Source organism: Serratia sp. EC4, from assembly GCF_059652115.1.
In genome coordinates, this window is the sequence record NZ_JBNIDE010000002.1 from 398673 (window position 1) to 415352 (window position 16680).

17 protein-coding genes and 1 riboswitch are annotated in these 16680 nt (G+C 61.9%); of the genes, 10 read left to right on the plus strand and 7 right to left on the minus strand.

The annotated features are described in order from the left end of the window. Nucleotides 1-20: 20 nt before the first annotated feature. Nucleotides 21-743 carry an ATP-binding cassette domain-containing protein gene (locus ACP39K_RS08575; RefSeq protein ID WP_016928685.1) on the minus strand — a complete coding sequence of 241 codons (723 nt, stop codon included), beginning with the start codon at nt 741-743 and terminating at the stop codon, nt 21-23. Between the two features lie 453 nt (nt 744-1196). Between ACP39K_RS08575 and ACP39K_RS08580 the strand changes: the two genes are divergently transcribed. The 3 genes from ACP39K_RS08580 to ACP39K_RS08590 all read left to right on the plus strand — a co-directional run bounded on the left by ACP39K_RS08580 (nt 1197) and on the right by ACP39K_RS08590 (nt 4230). Next, on the plus strand, nt 1197-1319 hold the full coding sequence (locus ACP39K_RS08580) for a hypothetical protein (protein ID WP_254925154.1): 123 nt from the start codon (nt 1197-1199) through the stop codon (nt 1317-1319). Between the two features lie 531 nt (nt 1320-1850). Further along, nucleotides 1851-3863, plus strand: a complete 2013-nt coding sequence (uvrB, locus tag ACP39K_RS08585; protein ID WP_016928683.1) for an excinuclease ABC subunit UvrB — start codon at nt 1851-1853, stop codon at nt 3861-3863. Nucleotides 3864-3963: 100 nt separating this feature from the next. Continuing rightward, complete coding sequence (locus tag ACP39K_RS08590) at nt 3964-4230, plus strand: VF530 family protein (RefSeq protein WP_004939783.1); 267 nt, start codon at nt 3964-3966, stop codon at nt 4228-4230. Between the two features lie 6 nt (nt 4231-4236). Here the strand turns inward: ACP39K_RS08590 and ACP39K_RS08595 are convergent, their stop codons facing one another. Continuing rightward, nucleotides 4237-5154, minus strand: coding sequence for a gluconeogenesis factor YvcK family protein (locus tag ACP39K_RS08595; protein ID WP_025301926.1), 918 nt, complete (start codon nt 5152-5154; stop codon nt 4237-4239). Between the two features lie 260 nt (nt 5155-5414). Continuing rightward, nucleotides 5415-5559, plus strand: a riboswitch (molybdenum cofactor riboswitch). Between ACP39K_RS08595 and moaA the strand changes: the two genes are divergently transcribed. The 6 genes from moaA to ACP39K_RS08625 all read left to right on the plus strand — a co-directional run bounded on the left by moaA (nt 5546) and on the right by ACP39K_RS08625 (nt 9108). Then, on the plus strand, nt 5546-6532 hold the full coding sequence (moaA, locus tag ACP39K_RS08600) for a GTP 3',8-cyclase MoaA (protein ID WP_033641045.1): 987 nt from the start codon (nt 5546-5548) through the stop codon (nt 6530-6532). It overlaps the preceding riboswitch by 14 nt. 24 nt (nt 6533-6556) lie before the next feature. Beyond that, complete coding sequence (gene moaB / locus ACP39K_RS08605) at nt 6557-7072, plus strand: molybdenum cofactor biosynthesis protein B (RefSeq protein WP_025301928.1); 516 nt, start codon at nt 6557-6559, stop codon at nt 7070-7072. 3 nt (nt 7073-7075) lie between these two features. Then, nucleotides 7076-7555: a cyclic pyranopterin monophosphate synthase MoaC gene (gene moaC, locus ACP39K_RS08610; protein ID WP_025301929.1), complete on the plus strand. Its 480-nt coding sequence runs from the start codon at nt 7076-7078 to the stop codon at nt 7553-7555. Next, the gene (gene moaD / locus ACP39K_RS08615) at nt 7552-7797 is read left to right on the plus strand and encodes a molybdopterin synthase sulfur carrier subunit (protein ID WP_048794856.1); all 246 of its coding nucleotides are present in this window, start codon (nt 7552-7554) and stop codon (nt 7795-7797) included. Before moaC ends, moaD begins: the two co-directional genes overlap by 4 nt. Nucleotides 7798-7799: 2 nt before the next feature. Next, a complete protein-coding gene (gene moaE, locus ACP39K_RS08620) occupies nt 7800-8267 on the plus strand; it encodes a molybdopterin synthase catalytic subunit MoaE (protein ID WP_016928678.1) in 468 nt (155 codons plus the stop codon). A gap of 130 nt (nt 8268-8397) precedes the next feature. Beyond that, on the plus strand, nt 8398-9108 hold the full coding sequence (locus tag ACP39K_RS08625; RefSeq protein ID WP_004939761.1) for a Bax inhibitor-1/YccA family protein: 711 nt from the start codon (nt 8398-8400) through the stop codon (nt 9106-9108). Between the two features lie 70 nt (nt 9109-9178). Here the strand turns inward: ACP39K_RS08625 and ACP39K_RS08630 are convergent, their stop codons facing one another. The 5 genes from ACP39K_RS08630 to ACP39K_RS08650 are packed head-to-tail and all read right to left on the minus strand — an operon-like array spanning nt 9179 to nt 14897. Next, nucleotides 9179-10285, minus strand: a complete 1107-nt coding sequence (locus ACP39K_RS08630) for an ABC transporter permease (protein WP_033641042.1) — start codon at nt 10283-10285, stop codon at nt 9179-9181. Between the two features lie 12 nt (nt 10286-10297). Further along, nucleotides 10298-11452 carry an ABC transporter permease gene (locus tag ACP39K_RS08635; RefSeq protein WP_033641041.1) on the minus strand — a complete coding sequence of 385 codons (1155 nt, stop codon included), beginning with the start codon at nt 11450-11452 and terminating at the stop codon, nt 10298-10300. After that, nucleotides 11449-13185: an ATP-binding cassette domain-containing protein gene (locus ACP39K_RS08640; RefSeq protein WP_497008425.1), complete on the minus strand. Its 1737-nt coding sequence runs from the start codon at nt 13183-13185 to the stop codon at nt 11449-11451. Before ACP39K_RS08640 ends, ACP39K_RS08635 begins: the two co-directional genes overlap by 4 nt. Nucleotides 13186-13193: 8 nt before the next feature. After that, nucleotides 13194-14180, minus strand: coding sequence for a secretion protein HlyD (hlyD, locus tag ACP39K_RS08645; RefSeq protein WP_089184345.1), 987 nt, complete (start codon nt 14178-14180; stop codon nt 13194-13196). Nucleotides 14181-14198: 18 nt separating this feature from the next. Then, nucleotides 14199-14897, minus strand: coding sequence for a CerR family C-terminal domain-containing protein (locus tag ACP39K_RS08650; protein WP_033641038.1), 699 nt, complete (start codon nt 14895-14897; stop codon nt 14199-14201). 297 nt (nt 14898-15194) lie between these two features. Here ACP39K_RS08650 and rhlE point away from each other — a divergent pair, with 297 nt between their 5' ends. Next, a complete protein-coding gene (rhlE, locus tag ACP39K_RS08655; RefSeq protein WP_048797125.1) occupies nt 15195-16568 on the plus strand; it encodes an ATP-dependent RNA helicase RhlE in 1374 nt (457 codons plus the stop codon). Nucleotides 16569-16680: the final 112 nt, after the last annotated feature.

The window sequence follows — 16680 nt, forward strand, 5'->3', positions numbered from 1 at the left end:
CCCATGAGGGGGAGTCCCCCTCATCTTCCTTCCTGTCCCGCCAGCCCGGCGCCGATCAGCGCCTCATCCAGCTGCGCCAGCGCGCCGTGCGCCACGGTGCGCCCGCTATCCAACAGGCAAAAGCGGTCCGCCACCCGGCGCACGAACGGCAGCTGATGTTCTACCAGCAAAATGGTCATGCCCAATTCATAGTTGAGCCTGCGGATCACGTTGCCGATGTCGGCGGCGATCGAGGGCGGCACGCCCGCCGTGGGTTCGTCGAGGATCAGCAGCGCCGGCTCCTGCGCCAGCGCACGACCGATCGCCAACTGGCGCTGGGCGCCTTCGCACAGATCGCCGGCGCGGCGGGTACGCATCTGGCGCAAATTGGGAAACAGGCTGTAGATCAGCGGCGGAATGCGGCGAGGGGCGCCGCGCACGGCCATCTGCGCCACCTGCAGATTCTCTTCCACGCTCAGCTGCGAGAAGAGTTGCCGCCCTTGCGGGACGTGGCTGATGCCCAGTGCCGCGCGGCGCTCCATCGGTTGCAGCAGCAGGTTTTGCGGCGGCTGATCCGCCGGCTGCCAGGTCATGCTGCCGCTCACCACCGGCAAATGCCCCATGATGCAGTTGACCAGCGTGGTCTTGCCCACGCCGTTGCGCCCGAGCAGCACGGTGCACTGGCCGCGCGGCAGCTCCAGGTTGATGTCCCACAGGGTGTGGTTTTGACCGTAGAATTGATTGACCGATCTCAGGCTCAGCATTTGGCATTCTCCTCATAGACGCTCGTTTCACTCGTTGGCGGGGGACAGCAAAGGCCGCATGCGCGGCGAATTTCCCGAGTGTGGCAATGTCTGGAACAAGATGCCGTCCGTCCAATGAGCCAGAGCAAGGTCTGCGGTGGACGGAATGACAGTCAATATGTCGTTAAAAACGACGCTTGTGACGACTTGGTGTCGTTCTTGCGCTTTTACAGGCGATAGCACCGCGAGGGGTACACGCTGCGGCTGGCAGCGCATCACGCTGCCGCACCGCATTTATACGCAGGAAGATAAAGCAACTCTCAGGCCAGTTTTACCGCCGGGTGAAAACGGGGATTGTTATCGCCTTGTTAACCGCTGGTCAGGCCTGACGCGCGCTGCCGTGACAGCCTGAAAATACGCGGGGAAGTTAACCCGGACGTTTTTTGCACTCTTGTGGTGCTCTTCGGGGAGGGCATGGTGCAAGGCATTGCGCCGCCGTCAAGCGCGATCCGCGAGAAAGGGGCCGATGCGATTTTGGCAATGGGGATTTTTAGTATTAATCGGCATAAACAAAGCGATATTTTTATGAAAAAATAACTAAAAAAGCCATTTTGGCGAGTGTAAAGGGCGAAAAGCTTTCTTTCTGTAACTCCCGCCCCGGGCGGGGCGGTGAGAGTTATCCACTATTCCTGTGGATAACCTTGTGTATTAGATTTAGAAAAACGCTGCAAAGCGAGAGCGGACGCGGGTTCTGTTCGCTTTGCCCGCATTCTCGTCTTTTTATTAAATATCTTATATATCAATAGATTAATTAAAATCAAGACGCAGGGGTATTGATCAGGTCTCTATGTATGATTTTTCGACGCGGTGCTATCAATAAGTTAATTCGCGGCAAGTTCTGGGGATAAATCTGTTATTGACAATAAAAATGTCACCCCGCTGTAACGTCACGGTGCAACGGCATTGCCGCAGTGCCGGGCGCGGCGACGAATCCGCTTGAAGCTGGTTTTATATCCAGTATCATGGGCACTGGCGCAAATCGCCGACACTTTCCATAATTAGGGGCCATGTCCGGCGCAGAGCCGGCTGGCCGCCTGAGCGCGCGCATCTCCACAGGGTAGCCGAGCAATGAGTAAACTTTTCAAACTGCATTCCGAGTTCAAACCGGCCGGCGATCAGCCGGAAGCCATCCGCAAGCTGGAAGAGGGGCTGGAAGACGGCCTGGCGCACCAGACGCTGCTGGGGGTCACCGGTTCGGGCAAGACGTTCACCATCGCCAACGTGATAGCCGATCTGAATCGGCCGACCATGGTGCTGGCGCCGAACAAGACGCTGGCGGCGCAGCTGTACGGCGAGATGAAAGCGTTTTTCCCGGAGAATGCGGTGGAGTACTTCGTCTCCTACTACGACTACTACCAGCCGGAAGCCTACGTGCCCAGCTCCGACACCTTCATTGAAAAAGACGCTTCGGTGAACGAGCACATCGAGCAGATGCGTCTTTCCGCCACCAAGGCGCTGCTGGAGCGGCGCGACGTGGTGGTGGTGGCGTCGGTGTCGGCGATCTACGGCCTGGGCGATCCGGATCTTTACCTGAAGATGATGCTGCATCTGACCCAGGGGATGATCATCGATCAGCGCTCCATTTTGCGCCGCCTGGCGGAGCTGCAGTATTCCCGCAACGATCAGGCTTTCCAGCGCGCCACTTTCCGCGTGCGCGGCGAGGTGATCGATATCTTCCCGGCGGAATCGGACGAGCTGGCGTTGCGCGTCGAGCTGTTCGACGAAGAAGTGGAGCGGTTGTCGCTGTTCGATCCGCTGACCGGCCAGATTGAACAGGTGGTGCCGCGTTTTACCATCTACCCGAAATCGCACTACGTGACGCCGCGCGAGCGGATCATGCAGGCGATGGAAGAGATCAAGGTCGATCTGGCGGACCGCCGCAAGGTGCTGCTGGCCAACAACAAGCTGCTGGAAGAGCAGCGCCTGACGCAGCGCACCCAGTTCGATCTGGAGATGATGAACGAACTGGGCTACTGCTCGGGCATCGAAAACTACTCGCGCTACCTTTCCGGGCGCGCCGAGGGCGAGCCGCCGCCGACGCTGTTCGACTACCTGCCGGCGGACGGCCTGCTGGTGGTCGACGAATCCCACGTGACCATTCCGCAGATTGGCGCGATGTTCAAGGGCGACCGCGCGCGCAAGGAAACGCTGGTGGAGTACGGCTTTCGTCTGCCGTCGGCGCTGGACAACCGCCCCTTGCGCTTCGAGGAGTTCGAGGCGTTGGCGCCGCAGACCATCTATGTTTCCGCCACGCCGGGCAAATATGAGCTGGAGAAATCCGGCGGCGATCTGATCGATCAGGTGGTGCGGCCGACCGGGTTGCTGGATCCGATCGTGGAAGTGCGGCCGGTCGCCACCCAGGTGGACGATCTGCTCTCCGAGATCCGCAAGCGCGCGGCGATCAACGAGCGCGTGCTGGTGACCACCCTGACCAAACGCATGGCGGAAGACCTGACCGAATACCTGGAAGAGCATGGCGAGCGCGTGCGCTACCTGCACTCGGATATCGATACCGTGGAACGGGTCGAAATCATTCGTGACCTGCGTCTGGGCGAGTTCGACGTGCTGGTGGGCATCAACCTGTTGCGTGAGGGGCTCGACATGCCTGAGGTGTCGCTGGTGGCGATTCTGGACGCCGACAAGGAAGGCTTCCTGCGTTCCGAACGTTCGCTGATCCAGACCATCGGCCGCGCGGCGCGTAACCTGAACGGCAAGGCGATCCTGTATGGCGATCGCATCACCGATTCGATGGCCAAGGCGATCGGTGAAACCGAGCGGCGCCGCGCCAAGCAGCAGGCCTATAACGAAGCCAACGGCATCGTGCCGCAGGGGCTGAACAAGAAGATCGGCGACATTCTGCAGATCGGTCAGCCGGTCAACCGCGCCAAGGGTAAAGGCAGGAGCAAGGCAGTGGACGGCGGCGCTCAGCTCCAGAACCTCACGCCGAAAGCGCTGGATCAGAAAATCCGCGATCTGGAAGCGCAGATGTACACCCACGCGCAAAACCTGGAGTTCGAGCAGGCGGCTGCGCTGCGCGACGAGATCCACCAGCTGCGCGAGCAGTTCATCGCGATTTCCTGACCGTTGGACGGCGCCCGCGCCGTGGGCGTCAAAATTCCTTGTCGGCCGCGCCAAAGCTGTTATGGTGTGCGGCCCGATTTGACCACGAAGAGTACCGAACATGAGCCAACACCAGTCTAAAGACCCGCTGCACGGCGTGACGCTGGAGCAACTGCTGAATAAACTGGTGGATCACTACGGTTGGTCCGAACTGGGCGCGCGCATTCGCATCAACTGCTTCCGCAGCGATCCGAGCATCAAGTCCAGCCTGAAGTTTTTGCGTCGCACGCCCTGGGCGCGCAAAGAGGTGGAAGATCTGTATATCGATATGGTCAGCCATCCCGCCCCGGCCAGCGATAATCCCTGGCTGCGCGGGCGAGACGGTTAAATTCGGTCAGCGGCGGGCGGCCAGCTCCACCAGCGCGTGATCCAGCGCCTGGCGCAGCAGTTGGCGATCGTGGCGGTAGGGGATGTCGCTCGCTTCCAGCGGCTGTTGAATCACCACCCGATCCTGCACTTCACTGGCGTCCACCGCCGGGCCGACGATCAGCGCATCGATCATCCGGCGGCCGATCTTCTCTTCCATCAGCGTCAGCTTATCCTTTAACGACAGCGCCGCGGCGGCCACGCTCAGCTCGCGGCCGAGGTTGCCGATATAGATCATGCTGGCGCTGCTGCGGCGCAGCGCCTGGGTGAGATCGTCCAGCAGCAGCAGCGGCATCAGGCTGGTGAGAAAGCTGCCCGGCCCGATCAGAATCACGTCGGCTTGCGCGATGGCGTCCAGCGCTTCGCGCGTGGCGTTGACCGGGGGCGACAGCATCAGCTCCTGCGGCATGTGGGCCAGTTGATCGACATTCACTTCACCGTAAACGTGATTGCCTTCGTGATCGTGCGCCATCAAATCCACCGGCTGCTCCGACATCGGGATCAGCGCCGCATCCACCTTCAGCAAGCTGCGCACCAGATTGATCGCTTCCAGCGGGCGCACGCTCAGGTGATCCAGCGCTTTCAGCATCAGGTTGCCCAGGTTATGGCCGGCCAGCTCACCGTTGCCGCTGAAACGGTATTCGAACATCGCCGAGGCGACGCTCGGTTCGGTGATCAGCTGGTTGAGACAGTTGCGGGTATCGCCCCAGGCAATGCCGCCTTCCGAACGGCGGATGCGGCCGGTGGAACCGCCGTTGTCGGTGGTGGTGACGATGCCGGTCAGGCGGGAGCCTAAGGACGACAGGGCCGACATCACACGGCCCAGGCCGTGCCCGCCGCCCAACGCCACCACGCGGTCGAGATCGGCCAGGGTACGATTACGCATAAATTTCCTTACAAAGGGGCTGAACTGCCCGCATAAGGTAGCGGATCCGGCATAAAAACGCGATAAAGAGTGTCATTTGCGTGATTCTGGTCAATTCGTCCACGCAAGCGATGTTTATCATGGTTTACCCGAATAGACGGCGTCTAAAAACGCTGTATAGACAATTATATAGCGAATTAACGCGTTGGCTATCGTTGCCGATTAGCGCTAGAATTCTGCTGAAAACCACGGTTTCATTCCGGCTACTCAAGGTAGCGGGAAGAGAAATCAAACTCCTAGCCCCTGCGCCTACGTTGTTCATCCGGAACGATATGGCGCCTGGGCCGTGGCGAAGTCAGCCACCAGGGTGCAGAGGGGAAACGCTCGCATCTCCCGACTTTGGAAAGGTGTTATGGTACCGCAACTCATTGATGCTTATGAGCGCAAGTTCTATTACCTGCGCTTGTCGATCACCGACGTGTGCAACTTTCGTTGCACCTATTGTCTGCCCGACGGCTACAAGCCGAGCGGCAGCCCGAAAAGCTTCCTGTCGCTGGATGAAATCCGCCGCGTCAGCCGCGCGTTCGCCGAACTGGGCACCGAAAAGGTGCGCCTGACCGGCGGCGAACCTTCGCTGCGCCGTGATTTTACCGAGATCATCGCCGCCGTGCGGGAAAACCCGGCCATCCGTACCCTGGCGGTCACCACCAACGGCTACCGTCTGGCGCGCGATGTCGCCGCCTGGCGTGACGCCGGCCTGACGGCGATCAACGTCAGCATCGACAGCCTGGATCCCCGCCAGTTTCACGCCATCACCGGCCAGGACAAGTTCCGCCAGGTGATGGACGGCATCGACGCCGCCTTCAGCGCCGGTTTCAGCAAGGTCAAGGTCAACGCCGTGCTGATGCGCGACGTCAATCACCAGCAACTCGGCGCGTTTCTCGCCTGGATCAAGGATCGGCCGATCCAGCTGCGCTTTATCGAACTGATGGAAACCGGCGAGGGCGGCGAGCTGTTTCGCAAACACCACGTTTCCGGCGAAGTGATTCGCCGGCAGCTGGAACAGCAAGGCTGGCAGCGCCAGGCGCGCGGCCGCAGCGACGGCCCGGCTCAGGTGTTCAGCCACCCGGACTACCAGGGTGAGGTGGGTCTTATCATGCCGTATGAAAAAGACTTCTGCGCCAGCTGCAACCGGCTGCGCGTTTCTTCCATCGGCAATCTGCATCTGTGCCTGTTCGGCGAGCAGGGGGTGCCCCTGCGCGATCTGTTGGCGGACGACGGCCAGCTCGACGCGCTGAAGGCGCGCATTCAGAGCGGGCTGCTGAGCAAGAAGCAGACCCATTTCCTGCATCAGGGCAACAGCGGGATCACCCAGAACCTGTCGTTTATCGGCGGCTGACAGCCAATAGGAGCTTATTGAACCATGAGCCATGCGAGCAGCGAGTTTATTCCGGCGCATATCGCCATCCTGACCGTGTCCGACAGCCGCGGCGCGGCGGAAGACACCTCCGGCCAATATCTGCAGGACGCGGCGCAGGAAGCCGGCCATCAGGTGGTGGATCGCGCCATCGTCAAAGATGACATTTACCAGATCCGCGCGCGGGTTTCCGCGTGGATCGCCGATGACAACGTGCAGGCGGTGCTGATCACCGGCGGCACCGGTTTTACCGCGCGCGACAACACGCCGGAAGCGCTGTTGCCGCTGTTCGACAGAGAGGTGGAAGGGTTCGGCGAACTGTTCCGCATGGTGTCGTACGAAGAGATCGGCACCGCGACGATCCAGTCGCGCGCGCTGGCCGGCCTGGCCAACCGCACGGTGATTTTCGCCATGCCGGGCTCCACCCGCGCCTGCCGCACCGCCTGGGAGCGGATTATCGAAGAGCAGTTGGACGCGCGCCATCGCCCGTGCAACTTCCAGCCCCATTTGAAGAAGCCCTGATTCATGACACAGCTAACCCACATTAACGCCGCCGGCGAAGCCCATATGGTCGACGTTTCCGCCAAGGCCGAAACGGTGCGCGAGGCGCGCGCCGAAGCCTTCGTCGACATGCTGCCCGCCACGCTGGCGATGATCGTCGACGGCAGCCATCATAAGGGCGACGTGTTCGCCACGGCGCGCATCGCCGGCATTCAGGCGGCCAAACGCACCTGGGAACTGATCCCGCTATGCCACCCGCTGATGTTGAGCAAAGTCGAAGTGCAGCTGGAGGCGCAAACGGAGCACAGCCGGGTGCGCATCGAAACCTGCTGCCGGCTGACCGGCAAAACCGGCGTCGAGATGGAGGCGCTGACCGCCGCCTCGGTGGCGGCATTGACCATCTATGACATGTGCAAAGCGGTACAGAAAGATATGGTGATCGGCCCGGTGCGCCTGCTGGCGAAAAGCGGCGGCAAATCCGGCGATTTTAAGGTGAACGCATGATCGATATTCTTTTCTTCGCGCAGGTGCGCGAACTGGTGGGTACCGGCGCGCTGTCGATGCCGGCGGATTACCCGACCGTCGAGGCGCTGCGCCAGGCGTTGTGCGCGCGCGGCGATCGCTGGGCGCTGGCGCTGGAGTCCGGCAAGCTGTTGGCGGCGGTCAATCAGTCGCTGGTGACGGCGGATCACCCGCTGCGCGCCGGCGATGAAGTGGCCTTCTTCCCGCCGGTTACCGGGGGGTAAGCATGGAAAACACCCGCATTCGCGTGGGCGAAGCGCCGTTCAACGTCGGCGACGAGTACCAGTGGCTGGCGCAGTGCGACGCCGACGGCGCGGTGGTGACCTTCACCGGCAAGGTGCGCAACCATAACCTCGGGGACGACGTCAGCGCGCTGACGCTGGAACACTATCCCGGCATGACCGAGAAGGCGCTGGCGGAGATCGTGGCCGAGGCGCGCAGCCGTTGGCCGCTGCAGCGCGTGACGGTGATCCACCGCATCGGCGCTCTGTATCCCGGCGACGAGATCGTGTTCGTCGGCGTGACCGGCGCGCACCGCGGCATGGCGTTCGCCGCCAGCGAGTTCATCATGGACTACCTGAAGACCCGCGCGCCGTTCTGGAAGCGCGAAGCGACCGGCCAGGGCGATCGTTGGGTGGACGCTCGCGACAGCGATCGTCAGGCCGCGCAGCGCTGGCACGACGCGGCTAAATAACGCCTCAACAGCGGAAACAAATCAAGACCTTTGCCGCTTTCGCGCGGCCTATTCTGTGGTACGCTTATAGCAGGCGAAGCCCCGTTCGCGGGGCTTCGGAATCTTGTTTACAACGCAAAAGGTAACCGTCATGGACCGATATCCACGCTCTAATGGTTCAATCGTCGAACGTGCCAACAGCGGCATTCAGGCCTACATGGCGCAGGTTTACGGCTGGATGACCTGCGGTCTGCTGCTGACGGCGTTCGTTTCCTGGTATGCGGCCAATACGCCCGCGATCCTCAACTTCATCTTCTCCAGCCAGATCACCTTCTTCGGTCTGATCATCGCCCAGTTGGCGCTGGTGTTCGTGATTTCCGGCATGGTCAACCGCCTGAGCGGCGCGGTGGCCACCTCGCTGTTCATGCTGTACTCGGCGCTGACCGGGCTGACGCTGTCGAGCATCTTCATCGCTTATACCTACAGCTCGATCGCCAGCACCTTCGTGGTCACCGCCGGCATGTTCGGCGCGATGAGCCTGTACGGCTACACCACCAAGCGCGATCTGAGCGGCTTCGGCAGCATGCTGTTCATGGCGCTGATCGGCATCGTGCTGGCTTCGCTGGTGAACATCTGGCTGAAAAGCACCGCGCTGATGTGGGCGATTACCTACATTGGGGTGGTGGTGTTCGTCGGTCTGACCGCGTACGACACGCAAAAACTCAAGGCGATGGGCGAGCAGCTGAACGCCGATGATAAAGACGGCTTCCGCAAGTACGCCATCGTCGGCGCGCTGACGCTGTATCTCGACTTCATCAACCTGTTCCTGATGTTGCTGCGCATCTTCGGCAACCGCCGCTAAATCCGTCGTCTTTCAAGCCTTAGAGTATCTGGCGATCAAAAAGCTCTGCATGTGATATGCAGAGCTTTTTTTATGCGATTTTGCGGCGAAACAGCGCGTAGGCGGCGCTGCCGGTGGTGGCGGTGATCACCAGCAGCGGCCACAGGCTGCGCCAGATGATGCTGAAGCTGGCGTCTTTCAGGTAGATCTGCTTGGTGATGTCGGTGAAGTGGCGTATCGGGTTCACCCAGGTCAGATCCTGCAGCCACACCGGCATATTCTCCACCGGCGAGACGTAACCTGAGAGCAGGATCGCCGGCATCATGAACACGAACACGCCGATAAACGCCTGCTGCTGAGTGGCGCACAGCGACGAGATCAGCAGGCCGAAACCGACCAGCGACAGCCCGTAGATCAGCATGGTGGCATAGAACAGCAGCAGCGATCCGGCGAACGGGATCTGGTACAGGAAGATGCCGATCAACAGCACGATGCTGGACTGGAAGCTGGCGACGATCAGCGCCGGCACCGCCTTGCCGATAAAGATTTGCCAGGTGGTGAGCGGCGAGACCAGCAGCTGTTCCAGCGTGCCCTGTTCGCGTTCGCGCGCCACCGACAGCGAGGTGACGATCAGTACGCCGATGGTGGTGATCATGGCGATCAGCGACGGCACCACGAACCATTTGTAGTCCAGATTCGGGTTATACCAGTTGCGCACTACCAGTTCGCTGTTGTTGGGTTTGGCGCGGTTGCCGAGCAGCTCGTTCTGATATTCCTGCACGATCTGCTGCACGTAGTTGGCGGCGATCTGCGCGCTGTTGGAGTTGCGCCCGTCGAGCAGCAGCTGCAGCGGCGCGGTATTGCCGGCGGCGATATCGCGCGAGAACTGCGCCGGGAAGCGGATCAGCAGCAGCGCCCGTTGGTTATCAATGGTGGTCTTTATCTCCTGCGGGTTGCGCAGCAGCAGCACATGGGAGAAAGCTTTAGCCTTGGCGAAGCGTTGGGTCAGCTCCACCGAAGCCTGGCCGCTGTCCTCGCTGTAGACCGCGATGGTGGCGTTGGTGACTTCCAGCGTCGCGGCGAACGGGAACAGCAGCACCTGCAGGATCACCGGCATGATCAGGATGGCGCGGGTTTGCGGATCGCGCAGCAGCGCCTGCATTTCCTTGATGATGAGCGTCAACAGACGGTGAAACATCGCTCTTTCTCCTTAATCCAGCCGACGCTGGGTTTTCCAGGCCGTCAGGCCGATGAACACCACGGCGGAAGCGATCAGGAACAGCAGATTGATCGCCAGCACGGTGCCGACGTTGCCCGCCAGGAACAGCGTTTGCAGCGTGCTGACGAAGTAACGCGCCGGAATGATGTAGGTCACCGCGCGCACGATGGCCGGCATGCTGTCGATCTGGAAAATGAAGCCGGACAGCATGATCGACGGCAGAAAGGCGGCGTTCAGCGCCACCATCGCCGCGTTGAACTGGTTGCGGGTGAGGGTGGAGATCAGCAGGCCCATGCCGAGGGTGCTGGCGAGGAACAGGCTGCTGATCAGCAGCAGGATCGGCAGCGAACCGCGATAGGGCACGCCGAGCACCCACACCGCCACCGCCATGCACAGCGCCATGGCGATCATGCCGAGGAAGTAATAAGGGATCAGTTTGGAGAGCAGCAGCTCGCTGCGCGTCACCTGGGTGGACAGCAGAGCCTCCATGGTGCCGCGCTCCCATTCGCGGGCGATCACCAGCGAGGTGAGAATGGCGCCGATCACCGTCATGATGATGGTGATGGCGCCGGGAATGATGTAGTGCCGGCTGATGGCCGCCGGGTTGAACCAGTAGCGCATCTGCACGTCAATCAGCGGTTTGTCGTTGTTCCCCCGATCGGCGGCGCGCTGCTGCTGCCAAACTTGCCATACGCCCTGGGCATAGCCCTGCACGAAGTTGGCGGTGTTCGGCTCGCTGCCGTCGGTGATCACCTGGATAGGGGCGCTGTCGTGCGGGCGCGCCATGCGCTGGTCGAAATCCACCGGGATCACCACCAGGCCGCGGATCGTGCCGGCCTGCATCTGCTGGATCAGCTGTTGGCGGTTGTCGCTGATGGTCGGTTCGATATAGGGCGAACCGGCGAAGGCGTGGGCCAGATCGCGCGCGTCTTCGCTCTGTTGCTCCATCAGAATGCCCAGATGCAGCTTGCTGGAGTCCAGGTTTATGCCGTAGCCAAAGATGAAAAGCAGCATCAGCGGGATGACGAAGGCGATCAGGCCGCTGCTGGGATCGCGCAGTATCTGCCGCGTTTCCTTCAGGCACAGCGCGCGCAGCCGGCGCCAGGAGAAGCCGCTCTCGTCGATTGGGGTTCGGTTATCGCTCACCGCGTTTCCTCCTCGTCGTAGCCCTGCACCAGCTCGATAAACGCCTGCTCCATCGAAGGGCTGGGATTGTCGTCGCGCGCCACCTGCTGTTTGAGATCGTCCGGCGTGCCGGCGGCGATGATCTTGCCGCGATACACCAGGCCGATGCGGTCGCAGTATTCCGCCTCGTCCATAAAGTGGGTGGTCACCATCACCGTCACGCCCTTGTCGACCATGCCGTTGATGTGCAGCCAGAACTCGCGCCGCGTCAGCGGATCGACGCCGGAAGTCGGTTCGTCGAGGAACAGAATATCCGGTTCGTGCATCAGCGCGCAGGCCAGCGCCAGGCGCTGTTTGAAGCCGAGCGGCAACGCGTCCGGCGTCTGATCGAGGATCGGCGCGAAGTTGAAGGCGCGCGACATCTCGTCGATTTTGTCGCGCTGCGCCTTGCCGCTCAGGCCGTAGACGCCGGAGAAGAATTTCAGGTTCTGCGCCACTGTCAGGTTGCCGTACAGCGAGAATTTTTGCGCCATGTAGCCGAGGCGTTGGCGCGCCTTGCCGGAACTGGTCTTCAGATCCATCCCCAGCACCAGCGCCTTGCCGCCGGACGGCACCAGCAGGCCGCACATCATTTTGAAGGTGGTGGACTTGCCGGCGCCGTTCGGGCCGAGCAGGCCGAAGATTTCGCCGCGCCGCACCTGGAAATCGACGTGATCGGTGGCGGTGAAATCGCCGAATTTCTTGGTCAACTGCACCGCTTCGATCACCGTTTCGCCACTTTCGCCGTTGACGGTCGGCATGATCTCCGCCAGCGCCGAGCGATGGTTGGGGCCGCCGCCGAGCAGATCGATAAACGCATCCTCGAAGCGCGGATCCGCTTCGTTCAGTTCGGCGTCCGGCAGATCCAGCGCCTGCAGCAGCTGGCGGTGATCTTCGCCTTCTTTCAGGATCAGGCGCAGGTACTTGCCCTGGATCACGCCGTCGGTGACCGCCGGCAGGCAGATCGCCCGCTGCAGCAACGATCGATGGCTGCCCGGCGGCGCGGCGATCAACACCGTGCGCCCGGCCATACGGCGAGTCAGATCCTGCGGCGCGCCGCTGAACAGCAGCTCGCCCTCGTTGAGCAGCAGCACTTCGCGGCACTGCTCGGCTTCGTCGAGATAAGAGGTGCTCCACAGGATCAACATGCCGTCGTTGGCCAGCTCGTGCACCATGCGCCACAGTTCGCGGCGCGAGATCGGATCGACGCCGACGCCCGGTTCATCCAGCAGCAGCACCTGGGGGGCGCCCACCAGCGTGCAGGCCAGTCCCAGTTTTTGCTTCATGCCGCCGGACAGCTTGCCCGCCAGGCGCTCGGTGAAGCGGGTCAGATCGGTGAATTTCAGCAGCCGTTCGAAGGTCTGGCGGCGAAGATCGCCGGTGACACCGCGCAGATCGGCGTACAGCGTCAGGTTCTCCATCACCGTCAGATCCTCATACAGCCCGAACTTCTGCGGCATGTAGCCGAGGATCGCGTGCAGTTGACGATCCTGGGCGATCGGATCCAGCCCGGCGACCCGCAGTTTGCCGCTGCTGGGCTGCAGCAGCCCGGCCAGCATGCGCAGCAGGGTGGTTTTACCGGCGCCGTCCGGGCCGACCAGCCCGATCACCGCGCCGCTGCGCAGGGTGGTGGTCAGGCTGGCGACCGCCGGTTTCTCAAGCGACGGGAAGCGTTTTTCCAGCCCTTCCAGCTCGATGGTGTGCGCCTGTTCCATGGCCGGCCTCAGGGTTTGGCGAAGCGCAGGGTGACCGGCATGCCCTGGCGCAGCGCGTCGTCGGCGTCGGTGACGATCACCCGCAGGCGATACACCAGATCGGTGCGCAGATCCGGCGTTTCAACGCTTTTCGGCGTGAATTCCGCGGTCGGCGAGACGAAACCGATCTTGCCGTGATAAGGCTTGCCGGGGCGGCCGTCGGTGTAAATTTCCAACTCGGTGCCGGGCACCGCCTGATTCAGGCTGGTTTCGTTGACGTAGGCGCGCACCCACACCGGCCGGGTCAGCGACAGGGTGAACACCGTGCCGCCGGCGCCGAGCATGGTGCCCGGCTCTACCGCACGGGTCAGCACCGTGCCGGCGGAAGGGGAGATCAGCGTGGCGTCTTGCAGGTTCAACTGCGCCTGCGCCAACGCCGCTTCGCTTTGCGCCACGTCGGCCTTGGCCTGTTCAATTTCTTGCGGGCGATTGCCGCTGCGGTATTGCGACAGCTTGTCCTTCGCCGCCTGCAGATTGGCCTGCGCCTGATTGCGGGCGGTGCGCGCATCCTCCAGCGCGTCGGCGGAGGTGGCGTTTTTCGCCCACAGCCCCTGCTGGCGTTTCAGGAAGCTGTCGGCATAGGTGAAGGCGGACTGGCGCTGCGCCATTTCTGACTGCACCTGGGCTATCTCTTCGGTGCGATAGCCGGCCTGCAGCAGCGACAGTTTGGCGCGCGCGCTGCCGACGTTGGCTTCGGCCTGCTGCAGCGCGTTGCGGTAGGGGGCGTCGTCCAGCTTGCCGAGCAGCTGGCCTGGCTGAACGGCATCGCCTTCATCCACCGTCAGCGACGCCAGGCGGCCGTCGACGCGAAAGCCGAGGTTGACCGTGCGGATATCGACGTTGCCGTACAGCGTCAGCGGCTTATCCTGCTGCTGTTGGTAATGCCAGACCCCGTAAGCGGCGGCCGCGATCAGCAGAATTAACAACACGATCAAGGCACTGCGTTTTTTGTTCATAACACTCCCTGCCTGAATTTACGCGCCGTGACGTTGGCGCAGCCCAATAACTAAAATCTCGATATGCTCGCTCAGCACCGCCGCGATTTGCGCCGCTTCGCCCTCGCCAATCTCTTGCCAGCCGGCCTGACGGCGAATGGTCTCTCGCGCCACGCGGAACGACAGCACCTCGCCGATCAGCGCATGGGTATGCAACACCAGGCGGGTGGCGCGTTCGTCGATGCCGGTGGCGGCCGACAGCAGGCGGCACAGCCGCTCGTGCATCGGCGCGATCACCTGGCGGTGGATCAGCGGGTAGGCCTCGGTCGGGGCGAGCTGTTCGCGCGACATGATTTTGCTCAGGTTTAGCGTGTGCGGCTGGGTCATCAGCTCGCTGAAGGCCAGCAGGCCACGCTGCAGCAAGCGTAGCGCCGCGTCGGGTGAGCGTTGTTCGGGCGCTTCTTGCCCAAAGCGATCGACCTCTTCGGCCAACGGGGCGAACGCCTGCTGGATGAAATCGGCGAGCGACTGCGCCACGGCCAGATACAGCCCCTCTTTGGAGCTGAAGTAGTAGGTAATGGCGGCGATGTTCTGGCCGGCGCGCTGGGCGATATCGCGCGTGGTGGCGCCCTGCAGGCCGAATTCGCCGAACAGTTCGGTCGCCGCGGCGAGCAGCTGCCTGCGCGTTTGCTCGCCGCGCGCCCGGCCGGCGGCCTGATGAGGGACGGAAGCTGGCATGGGTCACGCTCGAAGTTAATCAATCATATGATTAACTTTATGCCAGATTGTCTAAAACGCAACCGCTAACCACAATGAGTTATGTGATCGGCTTCAGACAATGCTGAATTTACGGCAGATTGTGCTCTAGGTGCGTAAAAGTGCTTTTTATTGCGCGACTTCTGTTACAATCGGCGCCTGGTGCACTGCAGTTTGTGCCAATCCCTCGTGGTCATGCTTAATGCCCCGTCTGATCATCCTCCCAGGAAACTGCACCGAACACCGTTAGGTTAGGGGGGATCTGGAGTTTTTCTCTTTATGTCATTTGAAACCCTCGGCTTAAGTGCTGAAATTGTGCGCGCTGTTGAAGAACAGGGCTATCGCGAACCGACGCCAATCCAGCGTCAGGCTATCCCTGTCGTGCTGGAAGGTCGTGACCTGATGGCCAGCGCCCAGACCGGCACCGGTAAAACCGCCGGTTTTACCCTGCCGCTGTTGCAGCTGCTGAGCAAGCATGACCATCCGGTCAAAGGCCGTCGCCCGGTGCGCGCGCTGATCCTGACGCCAACCCGTGAGCTGGCGGCGCAGATCGGCGAAAACGTCGAGGCCTACAGCAAACACCTGCGCCTGCGTTCGCTGGTGGTGTTTGGCGGCGTGAGCATCAACCCGCAGATGATGAAGCTGCGCGGCGGCGTCGATATCCTGGTGGCGACGCCGGGCCGTCTGCTGGATCTGGAACATCAGAACGCGGTTGACCTGTCCAAAATCGAAATTCTGGTGTTGGACGAAGCGGACCGCATGCTGGACATGGGCTTTATCCACGACATCCGCCGCGTGCTGGCCAAGCTGCCGGCCAAGCGCCAGAACCTGCTGTTCTCCGCGACCTTCTCCGACGACATCAAGGCGCTGGCCAACAAGCTGCTGCACAACCCGGCTTCGGTGGAAGTGGCGCGCCGCAACACCGCGTCCGAGCAGATCGAACAGAGCGTGCACTTCGTCGACAAGAAGCGTAAGCGGGAACTGCTGTCGCAGATGATCGGCGAAGGCGACTGGAAACAGGTGCTGGTGTTTACCCGCACCAAGCACGGCGCCAACCACCTGGCGGAACAGCTGAACAAAGACGGCATCACCGCTGCGGCGATCCACGGCAACAAGAGCCAGGGCGCCCGTACCCGTGCGTTGGCCGATTTCAAAGACGGCCGCATCCGCGTGCTGGTGGCGACCGATATCGCGGCGCGCGGTCTGGATATCGACCAGCTGCCGCACGTGGTGAACTATGAGCTGCCTAACGTGCCGGAAGACTATGTGCACCGTATCGGCCGTACCGGCCGCGCGGAACGCACCGGTGAAGCTATTTCGCTGGTGTGCGTGGATGAACACAAGCTGCTGCGCGACATCGAGCGTCTGCTGAAGCGTGAAATTCCGCGCATTGCGCTGCCGGGCTACGAGCCGGATCCGACCATCAAAGCCGAGCCGATCATCAACGGCCGCCAGGGCGGCGGACGCGGTGCGCCGCGCGGCAACGGCGGCGGCCAGCGTTCCGGTAACGGCGGCGGTCAGCGCAGCGGTAACGCGAACGGCGGCCAGCGTGAAAACCGTGGCAACGGCAACGCTCGCCCGCAGGGGGACGGTCAACGCCGTTCCGGCGCGCCGTCTTCGCGCCGCCCGCGCAATCGCAAACCGGCTGAATAAGCCTGATTGCTCAAAGAGTAAGCCGCCGATACGGGCGGCTTTTTTTTGCCTGGCGGAACGCCATTTTCGTACTAGGCTGGACGGTGGCTACCCCTACATTCCAGGAGACGGA

Bases quoted from the DNA above. Each gene is read 5' to 3' on its own strand.
- ACP39K_RS08575 (WP_016928685.1), bottom strand. From the start codon at position 743: ATGCTGAGCCTGAGATCGGTCAATCAATTCTACGGTCAAAACCACACC.
- ACP39K_RS08580 (WP_254925154.1), top strand. From the start codon at position 1,197: ATGGTGCAAGGCATTGCGCCGCCGTCAAGCGCGATCCGCGAGAAAGGG.
- uvrB (WP_016928683.1), top strand. From the start codon at position 1,851: ATGAGTAAACTTTTCAAACTGCATTCCGAGTTCAAACCGGCCGGCGAT.
- ACP39K_RS08590 (WP_004939783.1), top strand. From the start codon at position 3,964: ATGAGCCAACACCAGTCTAAAGACCCGCTGCACGGCGTGACGCTGGAG.
- ACP39K_RS08595 (WP_025301926.1), bottom strand. From the start codon at position 5,154: ATGCGTAATCGTACCCTGGCCGATCTCGACCGCGTGGTGGCGTTGGGC.
- moaA (WP_033641045.1), top strand. From the start codon at position 5,546: ATGGTACCGCAACTCATTGATGCTTATGAGCGCAAGTTCTATTACCTG.
- moaB (WP_025301928.1), top strand. From the start codon at position 6,557: ATGAGCCATGCGAGCAGCGAGTTTATTCCGGCGCATATCGCCATCCTG.
- moaC (WP_025301929.1), top strand. From the start codon at position 7,076: ATGACACAGCTAACCCACATTAACGCCGCCGGCGAAGCCCATATGGTC.
- moaD (WP_048794856.1), top strand. From the start codon at position 7,552: ATGATCGATATTCTTTTCTTCGCGCAGGTGCGCGAACTGGTGGGTACC.
- moaE (WP_016928678.1), top strand. From the start codon at position 7,800: ATGGAAAACACCCGCATTCGCGTGGGCGAAGCGCCGTTCAACGTCGGC.
- ACP39K_RS08625 (WP_004939761.1), top strand. From the start codon at position 8,398: ATGGACCGATATCCACGCTCTAATGGTTCAATCGTCGAACGTGCCAAC.
- ACP39K_RS08630 (WP_033641042.1), bottom strand. From the start codon at position 10,285: ATGTTTCACCGTCTGTTGACGCTCATCATCAAGGAAATGCAGGCGCTG.
- ACP39K_RS08640 (WP_497008425.1), bottom strand. From the start codon at position 13,185: ATGGAACAGGCGCACACCATCGAGCTGGAAGGGCTGGAAAAACGCTTC.
- hlyD (WP_089184345.1), bottom strand. From the start codon at position 14,180: ATGAACAAAAAACGCAGTGCCTTGATCGTGTTGTTAATTCTGCTGATC.
- ACP39K_RS08650 (WP_033641038.1), bottom strand. From the start codon at position 14,897: ATGCCAGCTTCCGTCCCTCATCAGGCCGCCGGCCGGGCGCGCGGCGAG.
- rhlE (WP_048797125.1), top strand. From the start codon at position 15,195: ATGTCATTTGAAACCCTCGGCTTAAGTGCTGAAATTGTGCGCGCTGTT.